This is a genomic window from Acinetobacter sp. CY05 (assembly GCF_059515805.1).
Genome location: NZ_JCAKMW010000017.1, coordinates 47,277 through 67,996, shown reverse-complemented (window position 1 = coordinate 67,996; position 20,720 = coordinate 47,277). Strand labels below are relative to the sequence as shown.

Annotated in this window: 18 protein-coding genes and 1 pseudogene; 9 read left to right on the top strand and 10 right to left on the bottom strand. The window is 39.6% G+C overall.

Going from position 1 to position 20,720, the window contains the following annotated elements:
- Positions 1 to 189, bottom strand: a pseudogene (locus AC5YCD_RS12170) (IS5/IS1182 family transposase); the annotation flags it as partial.
- A gap of 53 nt (positions 190 to 242) precedes the next feature.
- On the opposite strand from AC5YCD_RS12170, the gene AC5YCD_RS12165 reads away from it, so the two are divergent.
- The 4 genes from AC5YCD_RS12165 (at position 243) to AC5YCD_RS12150 (ending at position 2,995) form a co-directional block, all read left to right on the top strand.
- Positions 243 to 620, top strand: coding sequence for an IS630 transposase-related protein (locus tag AC5YCD_RS12165; RefSeq protein ID WP_496130285.1), 378 nt, complete (start codon positions 243 to 245; stop codon positions 618 to 620).
- Between the two features lie 23 nt (positions 621 to 643).
- The gene (locus AC5YCD_RS12160; protein ID WP_496130284.1) at positions 644 to 1,162 is read left to right on the top strand and encodes an IS630 family transposase; all 519 of its coding nucleotides are present in this window, start codon (positions 644 to 646) and stop codon (positions 1,160 to 1,162) included.
- Positions 1,163 to 1,378: 216 nt separating this feature from the next.
- Positions 1,379 to 1,999: an isochorismate family cysteine hydrolase YcaC gene (ycaC, locus tag AC5YCD_RS12155; protein WP_496130283.1), complete on the top strand. Its 621-nt coding sequence runs from the start codon at positions 1,379 to 1,381 to the stop codon at positions 1,997 to 1,999.
- Positions 2,000 to 2,074: 75 nt separating this feature from the next.
- Complete coding sequence (locus AC5YCD_RS12150; RefSeq protein WP_496130282.1) at positions 2,075 to 2,995, top strand: LysR substrate-binding domain-containing protein; 921 nt, start codon at positions 2,075 to 2,077, stop codon at positions 2,993 to 2,995.
- Positions 2,996 to 3,054: 59 nt separating this feature from the next.
- Here the strand turns inward: AC5YCD_RS12150 and ahpC are convergent, their stop codons facing one another.
- From ahpC to AC5YCD_RS12130, 4 genes are all read right to left on the bottom strand, one after another.
- The gene (ahpC, locus tag AC5YCD_RS12145) at positions 3,055 to 3,618 is read right to left on the bottom strand and encodes an alkyl hydroperoxide reductase subunit C (RefSeq protein WP_496130281.1); all 564 of its coding nucleotides are present in this window, start codon (positions 3,616 to 3,618) and stop codon (positions 3,055 to 3,057) included.
- Positions 3,619 to 3,784: 166 nt separating this feature from the next.
- A complete protein-coding gene (gene ssb, locus AC5YCD_RS12140) occupies positions 3,785 to 4,381 on the bottom strand; it encodes a single-stranded DNA-binding protein (RefSeq protein WP_496130280.1) in 597 nt (198 codons plus the stop codon).
- A 54-nt stretch (positions 4,382 to 4,435) separates the two neighbouring features.
- A complete protein-coding gene (locus AC5YCD_RS12135) occupies positions 4,436 to 5,800 on the bottom strand; it encodes an MFS transporter (protein WP_496130279.1) in 1,365 nt (454 codons plus the stop codon).
- Positions 5,801 to 5,911: 111 nt separating this feature from the next.
- On the bottom strand, positions 5,912 to 7,000 hold the full coding sequence (locus AC5YCD_RS12130) for a DUF475 domain-containing protein (protein ID WP_496130278.1): 1,089 nt from the start codon (positions 6,998 to 7,000) through the stop codon (positions 5,912 to 5,914).
- 202 nt (positions 7,001 to 7,202) lie between these two features.
- Between AC5YCD_RS12130 and tenA the strand changes: the two genes are divergently transcribed.
- Both tenA and uvrA read left to right on the top strand, forming a co-directional pair.
- Complete coding sequence (gene tenA, locus AC5YCD_RS12125) at positions 7,203 to 7,865, top strand: thiaminase II (protein WP_496130277.1); 663 nt, start codon at positions 7,203 to 7,205, stop codon at positions 7,863 to 7,865.
- Between the two features lie 252 nt (positions 7,866 to 8,117).
- Positions 8,118 to 10,949: an excinuclease ABC subunit UvrA gene (uvrA, locus tag AC5YCD_RS12120; RefSeq protein WP_496130276.1), complete on the top strand. Its 2,832-nt coding sequence runs from the start codon at positions 8,118 to 8,120 to the stop codon at positions 10,947 to 10,949.
- Positions 10,950 to 10,977: 28 nt separating this feature from the next.
- Here uvrA and AC5YCD_RS12115 read toward each other — a convergent pair whose 3' ends face one another.
- Genes AC5YCD_RS12115 through AC5YCD_RS12105 form a run of 3 tightly spaced genes read right to left on the bottom strand, consistent with a single transcriptional unit; the run spans position 10,978 to position 14,406 of the window.
- Positions 10,978 to 12,723 (bottom strand): P-loop NTPase fold protein, encoded by a 1,746-nt coding sequence (locus AC5YCD_RS12115; protein WP_496130275.1) that lies wholly within the window; start codon positions 12,721 to 12,723, stop codon positions 10,978 to 10,980.
- Positions 12,723 to 12,977 carry a GGDEF domain-containing protein gene (locus tag AC5YCD_RS12110; RefSeq protein WP_496130274.1) on the bottom strand — a complete coding sequence of 85 codons (255 nt, stop codon included), beginning with the start codon at positions 12,975 to 12,977 and terminating at the stop codon, positions 12,723 to 12,725. The genes AC5YCD_RS12115 and AC5YCD_RS12110 overlap by 1 nt, the downstream gene beginning before the upstream one ends.
- On the bottom strand, positions 12,958 to 14,406 hold the full coding sequence (locus AC5YCD_RS12105) for a GGDEF domain-containing protein (RefSeq protein ID WP_496130273.1): 1,449 nt from the start codon (positions 14,404 to 14,406) through the stop codon (positions 12,958 to 12,960). The genes AC5YCD_RS12110 and AC5YCD_RS12105 overlap by 20 nt, the downstream gene beginning before the upstream one ends.
- Positions 14,407 to 15,548: 1,142 nt before the next feature.
- Between AC5YCD_RS12105 and omp33-36 the strand changes: the two genes are divergently transcribed.
- Positions 15,549 to 16,439 carry a porin Omp33-36 gene (gene omp33-36 / locus AC5YCD_RS12100; protein WP_496130272.1) on the top strand — a complete coding sequence of 297 codons (891 nt, stop codon included), beginning with the start codon at positions 15,549 to 15,551 and terminating at the stop codon, positions 16,437 to 16,439.
- Positions 16,440 to 16,483: 44 nt separating this feature from the next.
- Here omp33-36 and AC5YCD_RS12095 read toward each other — a convergent pair whose 3' ends face one another.
- Positions 16,484 to 18,445, bottom strand: a complete 1,962-nt coding sequence (locus AC5YCD_RS12095; RefSeq protein ID WP_496130271.1) for a glycine betaine transporter — start codon at positions 18,443 to 18,445, stop codon at positions 16,484 to 16,486.
- Between the two features lie 147 nt (positions 18,446 to 18,592).
- The gene (locus tag AC5YCD_RS12090; RefSeq protein ID WP_496130270.1) at positions 18,593 to 19,270 is read right to left on the bottom strand and encodes an ion channel; all 678 of its coding nucleotides are present in this window, start codon (positions 19,268 to 19,270) and stop codon (positions 18,593 to 18,595) included.
- Between the two features lie 73 nt (positions 19,271 to 19,343).
- Here AC5YCD_RS12090 and AC5YCD_RS12085 point away from each other — a divergent pair, with 73 nt between their 5' ends.
- Both AC5YCD_RS12085 and AC5YCD_RS12080 read left to right on the top strand, forming a co-directional pair.
- Positions 19,344 to 19,859, top strand: a complete 516-nt coding sequence (locus tag AC5YCD_RS12085) for a hypothetical protein (protein WP_496130269.1) — start codon at positions 19,344 to 19,346, stop codon at positions 19,857 to 19,859.
- Complete coding sequence (locus AC5YCD_RS12080; protein WP_496130268.1) at positions 19,860 to 20,708, top strand: hypothetical protein; 849 nt, start codon at positions 19,860 to 19,862, stop codon at positions 20,706 to 20,708.
- The last annotated feature ends 12 nt before the right edge of the window (positions 20,709 to 20,720 follow it).

Sequence of the window (20,720 nt, the reverse complement as noted above, 5' to 3'; positions counted from 1 at the left end):
GCTGTAGTTGCGTAAGTAATTGAGAGTTAATAACAACTGATCCTCTATATCTAAAGTATGAGGTCGACCTGATTTCTTTTTGAGTGATTCTGCTTTTTCTAGAACCTCTACCATTTCAGTAAAAACTCGTCGAGGTACGCCAACTAAGCGTTTGAATTCAGAATCTGAAAAACGGTTTAATTTCTGATATAGCTAAAAACTTAATATGAGCTACAATAGAAAAAACTCTAATCTTTAAGATCATGCCAAAAACATATTCTGTCGATCTACGCGAAAAAGCCATGCAGTTTTATAAAGAGTCAAAGCATAAATCGAAGACGTGCGAAATATTTAATATTGCCAGAACCACGCTCGATGATTGGATCCTGATCGAACAGCAGACCGGTCAGCTCAAACAACCTAAATCTCCAAATGTAGGACGCCCCTCAAAGATTCTGGACCTGCAAGCCTTTGAAGCATTTGTAAAAACAACCCCATTTACCCAAGCCAAAGATCTTATTCCCTTGTTTGAACAGCAATTCGGTTATAGCGTTGGCTATCATGTCATTTTAAAAGCCCTGAATAAGATGGGTTGGACGCGTAAAAAAAGAGTTTTCTTTACAAACAAGCCTGCAAGTTAAGCCGTGCTGTATTTGAGTGGTGTTTGCCTCAGTGGAAGCAGCAATATGGTGAAGATCACATTCTTTATATCGATGAATCAGGCATCAACACCCATGAAACCGCACAATATGGTTGGTCTCCAAGAGGTCAGCGCTGTCATGCTTTAAAGTCAGGTGGACATGGCACGAGAATCAGTATGATCAGTGCCGTCAGATCGAATACACCATTCAATTTTATTCAACCTTTAGTATTTCAAGGCTCGTGTGATCGGAATGTTTTTGTCTGTTGGTTGGAATATTTGTTGAAGGATTTAAAACAAAAGGATGAGCAGACTCAAAAATATTTGCTGATCTTAGACAATGCATCAATTCATAAAGGTCCCGTAATTGATGACTTGGCAGCACGATATCAAACAAGAATTGTTTATCTGCCTGCATATAGTCCTGATCTAAATCCTATTGAGAAAGCATGGTCTGTCTTAAAAAGTAAAGTCAGACATATGGTTGCTCAGAATAATAAAACACTTCCGGAAGCTTTGGATATTGCGTTTAGGATGATGTAGCTTATGTTTTATATTTAGCTATATCTCATGAAATTTATATGGAGGTGATTTTTACTTTCGCAAGAGGTCTAATAAATGACTATACTGGATCAGGTTTTTAATTATCCTAATTTTGAAAATAACTATCACATTTTTGTCTCTTCTGCTTTTTCACTTTAACCCCTAAAGTCATAACAAGTGCAGCGAAGTGCTGCTGATAACAACGAGGAACTTCTCATGGCTAAACCTTATGTGCGTTTAGATAAAGATAATGCGGTTGTACTTTTGGTTGACCATCAAACAGGTCTATTGTCTTTAGTACGTGATATTGACCCTGATAAATTTAAAAATAACGTATTGGCACTGGCAGCAGCAGCTCAATACTTTAATTTACCGACCATTTTAACCACCAGCTTCGAACAAGGTCCAAATGGTCCCTTAGTTCCAGAACTCAAAGAAATGTTCCCAGATGCACCGTTTATTGCCCGTCCTGGTCAAATTAACGCATGGGATAACCAAGATTTTGTCGATGCAGTCAAAGCGACAGGCAAAAAACAAATTATTATTGCCGGTGTAGTTACCGAAGTATGTGTGGCTTTCCCAACGCTTTCAGCCTTAGCTGAAGACTATGATGTATTTGTAGTCACTGATGCTTCAGGTACTTTTAATCATTTAACCCGTGATTCAGCATGGAACCGTATGAGCCAAGCAGGCGCGCAATTGATTACTTGGTTTGGTTTAGCGTGTGAGCTACATCGTGATTGGCGTAATGATGTGGAAGGCTTAGGTAACTTGTTATCACAACATATTCCTGACTACCGTAACCTCATCCACGGTTATGAATTTAATAAAAAATAAGTTAAATTCTCTCTCTAAGGCTCAAATGTGTTTTAGCATTTGAGCCTTTCTTATGATGATGAGGTAATGTGCAACATGCAGACCTTAGACGACTATTATTATTTTTATTTGGTGGTCAAGCATGGTGGCTTTAGTGCCGCAAGCGAAGCCAGTTTAATTACCAAATCCAAGCTTAGCCGACGCATTTTGGCTTTAGAAGAACGCCATCAAATTAGTTTAATTCAACGTTCGACTCGACATTTTAAAGTAACTCCTTTAGGTCAAGAGTTTTATGAAGAATGCGCGAAAATCGTGGCGCAAATGCAATATGCCGATGATGTGTTACTCAAACAACGTAGCGAACCTGAAGGGCTGATTAAAATCAGCTGCCCAAATATGATGATGCAATTTCAGATTCGTCATCTACTCAATGCTTTTTTAAAACAGTATCCAAAAGTACAAGTTGAATTAGAACTTACGAGTCGCCGTGTTGATCTTATTCATGATGATATTGATTTGGCAATTCGAACTAATTTTCATGCCACTGAAAACTCTAATTTAATTGTGCGCGATGTGATTAAAACCCAGCATTGCTTGGTAGCCAGTCCCAATTTATTACAAGGCCACAGCATTCAAAATTTTGCCGATTTGCAGCATTTTCCAAGTATTGTCCTAGGTACCCAACAACAGCACTATAGCTGGTATATGCAACATATTAACGGTCAAGAAAGCTTTGTGGTTCCGCTTGAGCCTAGAATTAAAAGTAATGATTTAGCTGGTGTTTACTACGCCACACTCGATGCTTTAGGCATTGCAGATTTACCTTATTTGACAGTTGAGCAAGATATTATAGCCGGCCGCTTAGTTCACCTCCTCCCCGAATGGTGTTCTAATTTAGGTACCGTACAATTGGTCTATGCCTCACGTAAAGGCCAACGCTTAAGTATGCGTTTACTGATTGAATTTTTAATTGATGGTTTACGCCATCTCAAGCAGGCGCCGGGCTATCAGGCATAAAAAAACCCAAAGCACGAGGCTTTGGGTTTTGGCTTTTTATTTCTACACTCAATAAGAACTTAGATTTTACCGACTAAGTCAATTGAAGGTGCAAGAGTTGCTTCGCCTTCTTTCCATTTTGCTGGGCAAACTTCGCCTGGGTGCGCATGTACATATTGCGCCGCTTTTACTTTACGAAGCAGTTCTTGCGCATCACGACCAATCCCACCTGCATTGATTTCAACGATTTGGATTTTACCTTCTGGATCGATAACGAAAGTACCACGGTCAGCAAGACCAGCAGATTCAATTAATACTTCGAAGTTTTTAGATAAAGTCCAAGTTGGATCGCCGATTAATGGGTATTGGATTTTACCAATCACATCAGAGGTATCGTGCCAAGCCTTGTGAGTGAAATGTGTATCAGTTGATACACCGTAAATTTCCACGCCTAACTTTTGGAACTCTGCATAATTGTCTGCAAGGTCGCCAAGCTCAGTTGGACATACAAACGTAAAATCAGCTGGATAGAAGAACACAACTGACCATTTACCTTTCATGTCTGCTTCAGACACTTCGATGAATTGACCGTTTTGGTAAGCTGTCGCGTTAAACGGTTTAACTTCAGTATTGATCAAGCTCATGAGATGTTCCTTTGGTTGAATTTCGGAGATTGCTTATCTGTGAAGCTAGAATACGTCGAATTCAAAAATAGGTAAAACAGTTTGTTTTTATAAAATTGATCGAATTATTAGATTATAAGTTTGTAAAAAAGCTCATCCAAAGATGAGCTTTTTAAAAAGACTGCCCTTAGAACGGTAAGTCATCATCCATATCCGCTGGTGGCTGTGCAGCCGGCGCTTTAGGTGCAGCTTGTGGCGCAAAAGCACCTGGATTATTGTTACCATAACCTGCTTGGTTGTTATTAAAACCACCTTGGTTATTATTGTTATAGCCGCCTTGATTGGCATTGCTATAACCACCTTGGTTGTTGTTATAACCGCCTGGGTTGCCTTGATTGTTGTTAAAACGTGGCTGAGCAAAACCGCCTTCTTGTGCGCCATCACTTTGACCGCGTGAATCTAACATTTGCATTTGGTCGCCACGGATTTCTGTGCTGTAACGCTCTTGACCATTTTGATCTGTCCACTTACGTGTACGTAATGAACCTTCGATGTACACTTTAGAGCCTTTACGTAGATATTGCTGCGCAATTTCACCTAAACGGTTATTGAGCACAATACGGTGCCATTCGGTTTGTTCTTTACGTTCACCGCTGGCTTTATCTACCCAAGCTTCGCTGGTTGCAATCGAAAATTGAGTAATGGAACCACCATTTGGAAACTGTTTAGTTTCCGGATCTTTACCCAACGTACCCACTAAAATAACTTTATTTACACCACGCATGAGTTCTATACCTAAACACTATTTTTTGCTTGTTTTACTTTATAAGACTTCAGCCTAAATGGCTATATCTTTCCCTAACAAGTGCGTTAATTGTTGTCGCGCTGCCTCATCAAGCAGTTGTTTTTCAACCTTAACATAGGCCACGTTTTGCTCTGGCATGATTAACACTTCTTCAATACCACGAATGGCCAATAATTCTGCCGTCCAATCTTGAGTATTATGCTGCTCAGGCAAACGAAATACCATAGAGGATAAATAACGCGGTTGTTTTAAACCAAAGCTGATCAGCAACCACAGTATAGCAATAGCACTTAAAATGCTCCAACCTAAGGCCGTGTTATTAAGTAACAACAGCTGGCCACCCAATAAACCACCAAAAAATGCACCCAAGAATTGGCTCGAGGCATTCACCCCCATCGCTGTTGCTTTAGACTGAATCGGTGCAGATTTAGATAACCAAGATGGCAATAAAGCTTCCATCACATTAAAAGCAATAAAGAATAAAGCTAAGCCCAACAGCAAGATATATTTTGATTCAAAACCAAAAATCAGTACCAATAACCCTAAAATAATGCCGCCAATGGCAGTTAAAAAAATCCCGCGCATTTTGCGATATTTCTCTGCCAAAATAATGCTTGGAAAGGCAAAAAACAGGCTTAAAACCAACAGTGGCAAGTAGACTAATCCGTGACTCGACAGCGGTAAATCAGCCATGCTAATTAACTGCGATGGCATATAAATAAACATGGCTGTCAGCAGTAAATGTAAGCTAAACACTGAAACATGCAAACGATTTAGATCACCCATTTTTAGCACTTGCTGTAATTGTGCCAGATAACCTTGTTGGAAATTTTTATGATGACGGATCACTTTAGGCACTAAGGCTAGCATTACAATTGCGGCTAAGCCCATGATGGTGGTGACCCAAAACAAACCTGAAATGCCAACCAAACTGGTCAGCCACGGCCCCAAGCTAAATGCCACCACAAAAGATAAGCCAATACTCATCCCCATCATGGCCATGGCTTTAGAGCGCTGCTCTTCACGGGTGACATCAGCAAGTAATGCCATCACCACCGCAGAGACTGCCCCACCACCGGCAATGGCACGACCAATAATCACCCCATAAATACTCTCTGACATGGCTGCGACCGCACCACCCAAGGCAAACATGAGTAACCCCAATACCACCAGAGGCTTACGACTATAACGATCCGCAATCAGGCTAAACGGTATTTGTAATAAGGCTTGAGTCAGGCCATAGACCCCAACTGCTAAACCAATCAGCATCGGTGTGGCATGTGCATATTGCTGCCCTGCCACTGAAAACACCGGAATAATCATGAATAAGCCCAACATGCGTAAAGCAAAAATACTGCTTAAAGCAAAAGTTGCGCGTCGTTCTAAGGCATTCATCATAGGGTTTGGGATTTTATGTCAAGGTCAGCGATATGCTACATCATTCAGCATCAAGCTGCTATTTCAGGCATAAAAAAGGCGCATTGAAATGCGCCATAGTGAATATCGGTTTTAGGAATTAAGCTTTTCTTGCTGTTTACGATATTGAATGGAGGCAATCACCGCCCAAACAATAAATGCCACACCAATCAAACCTGTTACCACTTCAGGGACATGCAAACCTGTGCCGCTGGCAATCATAATAAATGCCAATGCACCAATGGCATAATGTGCGCCATGTTCTAGGTAGATATATGCATCTAAAGTACCTTTATCCACCAAATAAATCGTCATAGAACGCACAAACATGGCACCAATAGCAAGACCGAGCATAATGATGACAACATCAGAAGTAATCGCAAAAGCACCAATCACTCCGTCAAAACTAAATGAGGCATCTAATACTTCTAAGTACAGGAAACCACCTAAACCGGCTTTAACTACCCCTGTTGAGGCGCCATTTGAGTCATGGCCAATCGCATTACCATTTTCGTCAATTTCAGGTTCACCACCCAATAAATGACTCAGCACTTGTACGCCAATATAGACCACAATGCCCCAAATCCCTGCCATCACCACCGCTAAACGGGTTTCTTCGGCAATATTCGCCGCCATCACCAATAAGGCAATTAAAGCCACAAATACCGACATTGCAGGCACGCTCGCCAAATGTGCCAAACGACGCTCTAAAAATCGGAACCAATGGGTATCTTTTTCTTCATCTAAGAAGAAATTTAAAAATACTAGTAATAAGAAAGAACCACCAAAGGCAGCAATTTCAGCATGATGGGCCATTAGTTTTTCTGAATAGCTCTTTGGATCATTGAGGGCTAAATTGACCACTTCCATCGCGCCCATGTCAGCCGTGACCGCCACAATCACCACAGGGAAAATCAGACGCATACCAAACACGGCAATTACAATGCCCACAGTCAGGAATAGCATTTTCCAAAAATGATCCCAACCACGTAATACCGAGGCATTGACCACGGCGTTATCAAAGGATAGTGACACTTCCATTACGGCTAAAATGGCCGTTACGGTGAGTGCTGTTAGCATTGTTTTTACGCCAGCTTCTGGCCCATGGGTATAGCCCCAGTAGGCAGATAAGGCAAGACACACGACCGTAAACATGATCGAGAAACCAAAATGTTTCCACATAACGATTTGACCTTAAAATTAGAGATTTGCAATAAAATGGTGACCAACAACAGGTGGTCAGGATTTTATAATTTGGCGCTATTGTACTCCTAAAGGCCAAAATACCGACTGCTTTTATTGCTCAAAGCACGGCATTTTTTGCCCTATGGCGCTGTTGTTTTAATTGTTATAGTCGAGGCGTTTTTTCATATGAGAATAGAAAATGCTTTTTTCAGCCCAACTTTGGCAACAACATGCCGACATTTATCAAAAAATTTTAGCGCATCCATTTAATCAACATTTAAGCCAAGGCAACTTAAGCAAAACTGCTTTTCAACATTATATTATTCAAGACGCACATTATTTAGTGGCCTACGGCCGTGCATTGGCAGTGTGTGCCGCTAAAGCCTTTGATACGCAAGATGTGATTCAATTTGCCGAAGCCGCCAAACTGGCAATTGTGTTTGAACGTGAAATGCACAATAGCTTTTTAGGTCAATTTCAAATCAGCCAAGCTGAATTTGAAAACACGCCCTTGTCTTTAGCTTGTCATCATTACACCAGCTTTTTAACCGCGACAGCATGGTCAGAAAGTTATCCTGTAGTGTTAGCATCACTGTTGCCGTGTTTTTGGATTTATGCCGAAGTCGGCCGCGATATTGTGGCGCAATCGGTACCCAATAATCCGTATCAAGCTTGGATTGATACCTATGCTGGCGAAGAATTCCATAGTGCAGTACGCGAAGTGGTGGCCACCATTGACCGTGTTGCGGCACGTTGTGATGCTGACACCTTAGCTAAAATGCATGCAGCGTATCGCCGCGGTGCAGAATTAGAATGGCTATTTTGGGACAGTGCTTACCATGAGCGCACTTGGCCGCTATAAGACGACTAACATTAAAATCACTTCAATCAAGCATACCCAGCCTGATGATCTATCCTCAGGCTTTTTGATTGACCCAATAAGTGCCTTTAGGTCATGGTGCTTTTGCTCTGATCTCAGGCATCACGCCAAGCATTTTGCCCACAAACAAAACGATCCGACATAATTTGACGTACAAATGTAGTCAAAGTCCACTTGAACATTTTTCATGCGCTATCATATAAAGCTCTTAAGATTAATGTTTAGGATCATTGCATGAGCCAAAGTCACATCCGTATTCGAGGTGCACGTACCCATAATTTAAAAAATGTGAACCTTGATATTCCACGCGATAAGTTTGTGGTGATTACGGGGCTTTCGGGTTCAGGTAAATCATCCCTTGCTTTTGATACCTTATATGCCGAAGGTCAACGTCGCTATGTAGAATCACTGTCTGCTTATGCGCGCCAATTTTTATCGCAAATGGAAAAACCTGAAGTCGACTCGATTGAAGGTTTAAGTCCAGCGATTGCCATTGAGCAGAAGTCGACCAGTCATAACCCGCGTTCAACCGTAGGAACAATCACAGAAATTTACGACTATCTGCGTTTGCTATATGCCCGTGTTGGTACGCCATACTGCCCTGAACATGATTTGCCGATGGTGGCGCAAACTGTGTCAGAAATGGTCGATGTGGTCAAAGGTTTAGAGGAAGGCACTGCCTTAATGCTACTTGCGCCTGTAGTACGTGAACGTAAAGGTGAATATTCAAATTTATTTGAGCAGTTACAAGGTCAGGGTTTTGTGCGTGCCCGTGTCGATGGTGAAATTGTCGATTTAGATCCAATCCCTGAATTAGACAAAAAGAAAAAACACAGCATTGAAGTGGTGGTGGATCGTTTTAAAGTGCGTGACGACTTAGGCAACCGTATTGCGGAAAGTTTTGAAACCGCACTACGTTTAGGTGGCGATATTGCGATTTTATCGTGGATGAAAGGCGAACATCCAGATCGTGTGTTTTCAGCGAAACACTCTTGCCCTGAATGTGACCGTGCAGTTGCAGAACTTGAGCCACGTTTATTCTCATTTAACAATCCCTTTGGTGCCTGCCCTGTTTGTGATGGCTTAGGAACACGTAATCATTTTAGCGCAGATAAACTGATTCATAATCCAGAACTGTCGATTAGCCAAGGTACGATTCGTGGTTGGGATCGTCAACGTCCGTATTATTACAGCATGCTGCAAAAAGTCGCGGATCATTATGGTTTTTCTATGGAAACGCCATGGAATGAATTGGATAAAGACACGCAAAAGAAATTCTTATACGGCACAGGTCGCGACAAAATTGACTTAAGTTATATTGATGAACGTGGTCGTCGTCATAATCGGATCATGCCCTTTGAAGGAATTTTGCCGCATTTAGAGCGCCGTTACCGCGAAACTGAAAGCAATTATGTGCGTGACGATTTATCCCAGTATTTATCCAATGCTGCTTGTGATGCCTGTGATGGTTCACGTTTAAATGAAATTTCGCGGCATGTCAAAATTTTGGACAAGACCATTGCCCAAATTACCAAAATGTCGATTGGTGATGCTGAGCAATATTATCAAGGCTTAGAGCTGCAAGGCGCTAAAGGTGAAATTGCCGACAAAATCTTTAAAGAGATTCGAGACCGTCTGCATTTCTTAGTTTCAGTCGGTTTAAATTATTTAAGTCTATCGCGTTCTGCCGAAACCTTATCGGGCGGTGAAGCACAGCGGATTCGTTTGGCTTCGCAAATTGGCGCAGGATTAATGGGTGTTATGTACGTGTTGGATGAACCATCAATTGGTTTACATCAACGTGATAACGACCGTTTATTAGAAACCTTGGTACGTTTACGAGATTTGGGTAATACGGTACTTGTGGTAGAGCATGATGAAGATGCCATTCGCGCTGCCGATCATATTATTGATATTGGCCCGGGTGCAGGTGTGCATGGCGGTCATGTGATTGCTGAAGGGACCTATGATGAAATTTTGGCAAATCCTGATTCATTAACGGGTCAGTATCTATCAGGAAAACTGAAGATTGAAGTGCCTAAAACACGTATTCACCCCCCTAAGCCTGATGAGCAGATTAAGCTCATGGGTGCGGCAGGTCATAACCTAAAAAATGTCGATCTCACCATTCCCCTTGGCATCATGACCTGTGTCACAGGTGTTTCAGGTTCAGGTAAATCAACTTTAATTAATCGGACTTTATTGCCTTTAGCAGCCACGCAATTAAACGGTGCCACCACCTTAACCGCTGAGAAATTCGATTCGATTGACGGTTTGCAGTTCTTAGATAAAGTGGTTGATATTGACCAAAGCCCAATTGGCCGTACCCCACGTTCCAATCCTGCAACTTACACAGGTTTGTTTACCCCAATTCGTGAATTGTTTGCACAAACGCAAGAAGCCAAAGCGCGTGGTTATACCGCAGGGCGTTTCTCATTTAACGTCAAAGGCGGTCGCTGTGAAGCCTGTGAAGGTGACGGCATGATTAAAGTGGCAATGCATTTCTTACCGGATATGTATGTGCCGTGTGATGCTTGTCATGCCAAACGCTATAACCGCGAAACCTTGGAAGTGGGCTACAAAGGCAAAAACATTGCCGATGTCTTAGAAATGACCGTAGAAGATGCAATGCATTTCTTTGATGCGATTCCGGTGATTCATCGTCGTTTAGAAACCTTACATCAAGTCGGTTTGGGTTATATCCGTTTGGGTCAATCGGCAACCACCTTATCAGGTGGTGAAGCACAGCGTGTAAAACTTGCGCGTGAATTAGCTAAGCGTGATACAGGTAAAACTTTGTATGTGTTAGATGAGCCAACCACAGGTTTGCATTTCCATGATATTGCCAAGTTGCTAGATATTTTGCATCAACTGCGTAACAAGGGTAATACCATTGTGGTGATTGAGCATAATTTGGATGTGATTAAAACTGCAGATTGGATTGTAGACTTAGGTCCTGAGGGTGGTTCAGGTGGCGGTATGATTATTGCTAAAGGGACACCTGAAGAGATTGTAAATGTTGAGCTTTCACATACTGGTCGTTTCTTAAAACCGATGTTAAAGTGATTTAGAAAGGGCTCGTAAGAGCCCGTCTTTAATTGTCTAGTCGTGAAATTAAATAATTCATATAGTTTTTATAAAACTCTGATTCTTTTCCTTTTTCCTCATATATCTCTATAACTATTTGCCTAAATGAGTTTTTAAATTCTAAGCTGCTAGAGTCAGTTAAGATTTTTTTTACTACATAACTGCTATTCACATTATAAAACCTTTCGTCTTGAGGTATCTCATTAAAAAGCAACTCTTTCCAGTGAGCTTTACTTGCTGTTTCTAAGGTTAACTCATCCTCTGGACTAAAAGCACCTTGAATATATCTTTTAAAGATTGCATCTATTAAATTGGGTAAACAAACTGAATTCTCTTGAAAATTTTCTATAGAATTTTTAAAAATTTCTCTAATCTCCCCCCAATTTTCTGCACCATAAAATGCTCTCTTATCAGCAATTATTTTTTCTTTAATCCAATCTATAGTCAGTATTTCCAATTCTTTAATTTCTTTGTTTGGTTGGGTTAGCTCTATTAAATTGATTGCAAAACTAATGTTGCTTAAATTTTCTAAGCCAATAACCTTTTGGGTGCTTTTATAAAGGTTTTCCGCAAAATCTTCATCCGCTTGTAACCCCCAAAAACTTTGTATTAAGTTATGAAATTCATCTTTTACAGCATTGTTTTCATTAGAGATTAAATGTGATTTAGCTAGCTTACTTAGTAAATCAAAATCAGTCTGCCCCTCTTGCTGAAATTCTTTTTGAAATTCTAATGCCCATTCATCACTAGCGTTGCCTAAGCTAAAATTAATTTTTTCTAGTCTATTAAATATATTATTTTTATCTTTATCTTCTTTTACTCTGCGAGCAATACTATGAGACAGATTAAAATCTTCCCATTTGATATGTAGAAATGATCCAAAATCTTCAATTAAATATCCCTGTAAAACTCTAATTAAAATAATTTTTTTAGTTGAGAAAGCAACTTCATCAGGCAACTCTTCCCTAAATTTTTTATATAATTTAATGACTTTTTGAAAAAACCGAAAATTATGAATTTCTAACTCATCAGCAAATTTCATCATTAAATCAATCAATTCATCGTCTATATTTACTTCTTTTGCTTTAGCTCGAATTAAAGGCTCAACAGAAGTAATTTTTATGACTTCATCTATTAACTTTTCCTTATATTCAGCATATTTATTCTTACTTTCACCTTCTGTTTTATTTTCATCTAAAATTAAAACAACTTGGCAATTCTTTTCTAACTTCAACTGATTTGCCAAACCCATAACATCTTTAATGTCTAATTTATTCGACATCCTTTCAAAGTCATCAAAGCAAATAATTGCATCTTTGATTTGGGTAAATAACATAGCATCAAAAAATCGCATGGATGCCGAAAAGCCCCACTGTGAAAATTTTTCGTCCTTTAAACCCGAAGCAATAGCTTTCATCCAACGCGGTACTTCAAATTTAGGCTGATCTTTCGTTGAGAAATGATGTCCACTTAACTGCGTATAAATTTGGGTTTTTAAATCACCCAAACTTTCAACACCAAATAGAGAAACATAAGCATATTTCTTATTAAAAATCGCCTTATGGTCACTTAAACTGGCTAATCTATAGTGATAAGAATCCCTTGTATTTTTTTCTTCTTTTACTCTAGATTCTATGAATTTATTCCAAAAGAAAGACTTTCCAATTCCCCAACTTCCTGTAATAGCGATTGCTATCCCTGCATTGTTATTTTTCTTAAAAATTTCTTCTAAGCGTTGTGCTTTTTTATCCATTATCCCTCCACCCCATTTTTCCCACTCGCTTTAACCCTTAATAAACTTTGATCGGCTTTATCTAATAAAGCTTTCCAAGAATCTGCACCTACAGCCACACCAGCACTCACCGACACATATAAACTCGAGTGCCCTTCAACATTTACTGGGGTATGACTAATCGCACAGCGTATCTGATCGGCAATGTATAAAGCCGCACCAGAAGTACAGTTTTCTAAAATGACTAAAAACTCATCACCACCATAACGCACCACTTAAATCACTACTGCGTACATTGGCTTTAAGTTGCTCGGCAATATGCCGAATCACATCATCCCCTAGCAAATGTCCATACTGGTCATTCACCTGCTTAAAATTATCAATATCTAAAACAATTAAGGCAGTCTGAGCAAAAGCCTGCTCTTGGTAAGCTTTTAAATTTAAATATTCTTCTAAAGCGACTCGATTGGATACACCAGTTAAAGCATCGGTATTGGCTAAATTTTTTAATTGAAAGGCTAAGGCATCGCGCTGCTTAAGGGTTTCCTTCATCTTTTCAATGGCCTCAATCAAGGTTGGCGAATGATTTAAATCACGCTTAGATTCATTATCCATGAGCTCTAGCAACATATGACGCGCCAAAATTAACGGTAAAAATACTCGATGCCGTGCGTATAAGACCGTAAATAAAACTGCCAGTAAACAAATACCCACCACCAAACACGTAACCCAAAAGGCGTGTTGGGTCTGTTGCTGTTGTTGCTGAATCATATCTAAACGTTGGTTTAACACATAACGTTGCAAATCGAGCACTACGCTAAAGCTGTCTACTGCTATGGCTGTAATTTGTTTGGGCGTATAACTATAGGGCTGTTTTGCTGCACTTTGCGCCAATAAAGTTTGCAGCATTTTGTCACTTGCATCTAAAAAATCATGCTTAACTCGTTGTTGTAACTCTATAAATTTAGGATTACGTTCATTAAAGGGCTGAATATTACCAATCAAACCCCATAAATAAAGCGCATGATGATAAGTCTGCAGTGTGCTGTGTTTTTGTTGTTCTTGAATGGGCTGACCAAAGCTTACCGGGGCTTTAATGTAAGAAGCAATTCGGCTGGCATGTTCTTGCAAACTCGAGATCAGCAACATGGTATAGTGATGGCTACTTTCCATCCCATAACTTTTAGATTCAGTTAGAGTTTTTTTTAACAGGAGATGAACTTTACCCCATGCCTGAAAAATTTTCTGAATCTCATGGTTTAGCTGTTGTGGTTGGCGCTGTGCATAGGGCTGCTGCATATAATGGTCAATGGATTGTCTGGCCTGTGCCAATTCAGGCACAATCTGCTCACGCAATTGCAATGCAATATCGTAAAGACCTGCTTGTTGTAACATATCTGCAGTTTTTAGCAGTTTATGATTCACCTGCTTACGATGCTGCTGTAGCTGATTCAAATAAAACGCACGCTGATGGGCAGGACTATGATTCAGCAAATTCATAGGCATTCTTTCAGCTAACATCATCTCAGACAAATCCGACATTGCGATTAATGCCTGAATTTCTAATAAGTTATGTTGATCTTTTTGATATTGCTGATAGGTTTTAGAAATTAAGGGCACTGCCAAAATAATTAAACAGACAAAAATAACAATAATTGAAATCTGCAAATGCGTGCGAATACGCTCAGAACGTAGCTTATACATCAATCTATACGCCCTAAAGCCCAGTAAAATTTATAAAACGTTATCTATTCATGGCATGACTTCAAAGCAAAAGCATCCCAATGCCTAAGTACAAATGACCAAGTTATTTTATGATCTTCGCTTGTAACAATCAAAAAAACATAATGAAAAGCCTGAATTAAAAATTATATAAAAATTAAAAACTTAAAATTAGATACCCTTATTAATGCAAAAAAAGTGCTGAAAAATTTAGTCTTTTTTCAATATTTATCTTAAGAAAATATTTACACATGCCACAAACAAGTGCATAATGCACCGCATTAGGGCAGATTAAAATATTCCTCAGCAGATTTTTTAATTTTCCCGCAGATTTTGGCTAAAAAACCCACTTTTCTTTGAAAAGTGGGTTTTTTTTATGCCAATGAAAATCTATCTCATCCTAAAATTGCACCAATTTAGTGCAATAAATATAGAAAATTGATTAGATAAATTACAAATTTTAGCTAAAAAAAAGCCCAGCCTTGGGGAAAGCTGGGCGGATAAAAACGATATCAATATCGTGGAGAATCACAAGGTTTTAGAGCTTACGATTTGAATGATTCATAGAAAATCGAAAACCAACAAAAGCCGACTAAACTAGTCAACTTTGTGTAGAAAATTATGAAATAAAATATAGACGAAGTAAAGCCTGCTCTAACGATATGTATTTTTTTTAAACGTTTTTTCTCTTTAAAATGTGGTATATATCACATAATATCTGAAAAAATTTTAGCTCGAGATTTTCTAGCCATTCACAGCTACTTATATAGAGAATTTTTAAGTTTTAATTTCAATATCACATGAATTGAGTTACACGAATACAACACTATAAAAGTTTTTAACGATAAATTTACCGATTTTTATCGATTTTATCTTGGATATTTTTCACACTATTTTTCATATTTTTTGACTTTTCTTGTCACAAAATTTACTTATTCTTTTGTTCTGAAAAGTTTTTTCCGCGTTGACTGCTATTTTTCTATTTGCTTATTTTTCGCTCTATAGCATATTTTAGAGCAAATAACCAAAATACAATCTTCTTTTACTTCATTGACTTAATAAAATGTTACAATACAATTACTAGTGTAAATTTAATACATTTTTAAATATCGCTGGTATCTCTTATGAAAAAACTCGGTTTAGCCACTGCTCTACTTTTAGCCGTAACCGGTGCTCAAGCTTACCAATTCGAAGTACAAGGCCAAGCTGAATACGTAGACGCTACAGTAAATGACAAAGATTTTGTTGGTGGTGTTCAAGGTACTTACTACTTTAAAAATGTGGATGCGACTAAAGGTCCTTTAGCTGAAGCTGCATTCTTAAACCATGCTTCTAACGTTGCAGTTGCATACAACTATGCTGAATTAGGCAACGACGGTATCGACCTTGTAGCACACAACTTTGGTGCTAAAGGTGAAGCTTACATCCCAACTTCAGTTGTTCCTGTATATGCAAGCGCATCTTACAGCGCAACAATCGCTGATGCGAAAAACCAACTTACTAAAGCTGCTGGTTTAGAAGACAATGGCGACCGTTATGCATTAGAACTTGGTGCTTTAGCATTACCTAACTTCTTAGTTGCGGTAGGTTATACAAGTGCTGCTAACCAAACTGCTTATGACGCATTCAAAGTAGCCAACAACGGTGTTGTTGCAGGTTACGGCGAAGCTGAAACTTTAGGTGAAGACCAAGATGCAATCACTGCACGTACTAAATACGTAGGTGGTATTGACGGTACTAATATGTCAGTTGCATTTGAATCTGGCTTAGTTTATGGCGACGACACTGCATTTAACTTAGGTTCTACGCTTTATGTAACACCTAAATTAGGTTTAGGCGTGTCTTACTACGAGTCTAGCTTTGCTACTTCTCCCGACTCAGCTTTAGGTGCGAACGTAAACTACTTCATCACTCCAGCTGTTGCAGTAGGCGCATCATTTGTGAAAGCAAATGCAGAAGACAACTCTCGTCTTGATACAGAAACTGTTGGCTTAAATGCTAAATTCCGTTTCTAATATTTAGAAACTGAATCTAAAAAAGGACGCTAAGCGTCCTTTTTTTATTCTTGGCGAACCAAGTTTAAAAAATGCAAATGACGTTCATATTGATCAATAATATCTTGTAATAAGTCTTCTTCCGTCCATTCCATCACATCATAGTTTTGTCCACCCTCACGTAGAAAGACTTCCGCTTGGTAGTAACTACTTTGCTGATCTTGTGGCATAAAACTTGGGGGCAGTGTTTCACGAGCCACCACTTGATAGACAAAATTCATCTCATTTTGATGATTCACACGCAATTGTAAACCATGTTCTACATGCACAATTTTGACCTGTAAACCACGACGATGAAACTCTGCCTGTATATGTTTAAAGGCACGTAACACTTGGCGTTGAATATAAGCTTCAACTTCTGGCTGACTATGTGGATAATGCATAATCAAACCTAAACGTTGTTGCCAACTGCGTGGATTTTGAATAGCACGTGGCGTAATTCGTGCTGCTGCTAAGGCCTGCATTTTTATCGCATCTAAACGTAATGCCTTTAATAAGCCCCAACAGATCAACAGCATAATCAAAGTAAAGGGTAATGCACTCATAATGGTCGCTGATTGCAAAGCACTTAAGCCGCCCACTAAAAGTAAGCTAATGGCTAAAGTCGCCATGATCACAATCCAAAATAGGCGTTGCCATGTTGGAGAGTTTTCAGATTTAGCCGTTAAGTAGTCTGTCACTAAGGCACCCGAATCTGCCGAGGTCACAAAAAACAGCATAATCAGTAAGGTCGCTAAGATACTCATGCCTTGGCTAAATGGTAAATGTTGTAAAAATTCAAACAAAGCCATAGACGAATCACGCTGTACAGCTGCCATTAAAGCATTATTGCCGTCATGCAAAATGCTATATAAAGCCGCATTCCCCATAAAGCCCATCCAAATCAGGGTAAATCCAGTAGGAATCAGCATTACCCCTACAATAAATTCACGAATTTGACGTCCTTTCGACACGCGGGCAATAAACATCCCCACGAAAGGTGACCATGAAATCCACCAAGCCCAATACATAATGGTCCAGCCCCCAATCCAATCATCCGATTGATAAGCATATAGATTAAAGGTCATGGCAAATAAATTAGAGCTGTACTGTCCAATGTTTTGAATCGTTGTTTGTAGCAAGTAAATACTTGGTCCACTCAAAAATACAAATAGCAATAAAATAATGGCAAGTAACAAATTCAGTTCAGCTAAACGTTTTACTCCCTTATCTAGACCTAGACAGACTGATGTGGCTGCCATAGCACTGACCACGACAATTAACAGCACTTGCATCGTGTTGGACTGGGGTAAGCCAAATAAATAATTGAGACCTGAATTAATTTGTGTAACACCAAAACCTAAAGTGGTGGCAACCCCAAATACGGTACCAATTGTGGCAAAGGTATCGACACTATCGCCAATCGGTCCGTAAATTTTATTGCCAATTAAGGGATACAAGGCAGAACGGATTTTTAAAGGTAAATTATGTCGATAAGCAAAATAAGCCAATGCCAAAGCGACAATGGCGTAAATTGCCCAAGCATGTAAGCCCCAATGGAAGAACGTCACTCGCATGGCCTGTTGAGCAGCGGCAACTGTTTGCCCTTCGCCAATGGGTGGCGAGATATGATGCATCACAGGCTCTGCGACGCCAAAGAACATTAAGCCAATCCCCATCCCTGCAGTAAATAGCATGGCAAACCAAGAGGCATTGCTATATTCAGGTTGGCTATGGTCAGGACCTAATTTGATTTTGCCCATATTAGAGGCAGCAATATAAATCAGTAAGATCAGAAAAATCGCAACACTTAATACATAAAACCAGCTAAAGGAATGAGTAATCCATTGGTTTAAACGTTGCGTGACTAACTCAAACGCATTTGGGGCAAGAATAACGATTGCTAAAAAACTAACGATGATGGCAACCGTACTGAAAAAAACATTTGGCTTGATATTACTCGACCAAGATGTATTTTTTGAGGGCATAACTCCTCCAAATATTATTGTATAAAGACAGATCAAACGATCAAAAATAGCGTTCTAAAGAACAAGAGCGGAGTTCAAGATTAAAAAATAAACTCTAAATAAGACTAAGATAAACTACATAAAAAAACAGTAAGGTTACTGTAAGCTTTAAGATTTTGGCAGATGACGGATATATTGTAAGGCAATTAAACGCGACACGATGACCGCCAAATACATGACACCACAAAACATTTGTAGCATGGCCAATACCCGTGCCAAAGGACTGATGGGCATAACGTCCGACAAGCCTGTAGCAGACTGCAAGCTAAAACTTAAAAACAGTAAATCTAACCAGTTCTGCAGTTCTGCCGCGCTTGAATGACTAAAACTATTTGGAATCAGCAACTGGCAAGCACTATATAAAAAGGCAAAGCCCCATGCCAATAAGGTAAATACTGCCGCTGCGGCAAATAACTCATCTAAGGTTAAATAACGATCTTCAAACATATAACGTAATAGCCCATAAGCAGCACTAAAATAGGCAAATGCTTCAAATATGTGAGCAATAATTTGTATTAAACCTGAAGATGAACCCAGCAAAATTAAAAATGAAAATAACACTGCCACCCCGACAAAGGTCAGCCCTAAAATGGTAAATACGGGGGTCTGACGGATGACTTTAGCAATCACCAATAACACTAATACCCCAAGTAACCACGTTAAAGCACGATAGGACTGGCTATAATTACTAAACAGGGCCAACAGCAACATCAAGCACTGTAAAGCCAAAAGCCATGCTGAAGGTAAACGGCGAAAGGTGCGCCAGAAATCCACAAATGCTTGCATGTGATGTTCACTGTTGTCTTTTTATGCAATCTTAACTTAGCATGAAGCTCATCTGCCGATGAGCAAAAATTGTATGAAAATCACAGCTAAACTACGCCAAGAAATCACACAGATTGAATTACGGGATGATTTATCAAAAGAGAAGAAAATTTCTAATATTACACATATCGCCTGTGCGACGTGTGCGGGTGTCTCGATTCAGCCCTTACCCTTTGCCGACATTTTAGTGTTGACCCCATTACAGGGTTATTTTGCCAGTCGTATTGCGGCTATTCATGGCGTACCGCTCACTGAAAATGAAGCTTTAGATTGGGTTAAAGAAATGATTGGCTTGGTAGGTTTGGGCATGCTGGCGCAGCAATTGGCACTTGGGGTATGGAAAACGGTGACTTTTGGCTTTGGTGGCTTACTGTCTATTCCGCTGGTCTATGCCTTAACTTATGCCATTATGAAAGTCGCGGATCGATATTTTGCAGCTAAAGCGCGTCATGAAAGTGTCAGTGAAGCGCAAATTAAAGCCATTTGGCAAGAAGCCTTTCAGCAAGGTAAACAACAAGGCCAAGCACAACAACAGCAAAAGGATGACTAAGTGCCAAAACCATATTGTTATTTAGACACACAAATAAATCGCTTAAGCATCACACAATGCTTGGTCAGCGTCTTACAGCAACAGCGCTTAAATGAAAAAATTCATACGGTACTGTTGGCATTGCGCTTAAGTGAGCCGCAATTAAAATCTGCTGATCTGCCTGAAATTCAGGAATTTTTAAGCCATATTGATGCAGCGCAGATTGTCAACGTGGTAGCAAAAATTAAAGCACAGCTTGCTGTCATCCATGTTTTAAAATTACAGCATGAGCAAGATTACATCTTTGTCGCCTATTTAAAACATCAAACTCAACAGCTTGAAGTGTGTATGCAAACCCTGTGGGGCGATGGCCTTCTCTTAACGTTTGAAGTGAGTGTACACGCTGGTCAAAGCCATTGGCAGCTAAAAAACACTGAAGAAAGTTTAATTGCCGGACAGCAAATTTTAGCGTCTCTGCCAGATCAAAATAGCAGTGCGGATAAACTCCTGTTGCAAAGTGTTGAAGATGCAGTAGATCTTTGGGTCACTGCCAAAGATCCTAACGATGAGCATTTTTGGGATTATTTCCCTGCTATTTCTATTGTTAGCGTATCGTTGGCTATTTATGCATTATTTAAACGCTATCAACAACAAGAGATCAGTTGGCAAGAGTTTAAATGGATGGCAGCCAAAGTTTCTGGCTTAAAGGTGAGTAAAATTGCTGCCATTGGCTTAATGCTGGGTTTACCAGTGATTGGACAAGTCACAGGTGCGTATTTGGTGGCACGCTTATTACTGAATGCCAAAGCCACATGGTTTGATCAAGACAGTGCCTTATACCGTGATCTACAACAGAAATTTAAGCGCTAAATCAACTTTAAA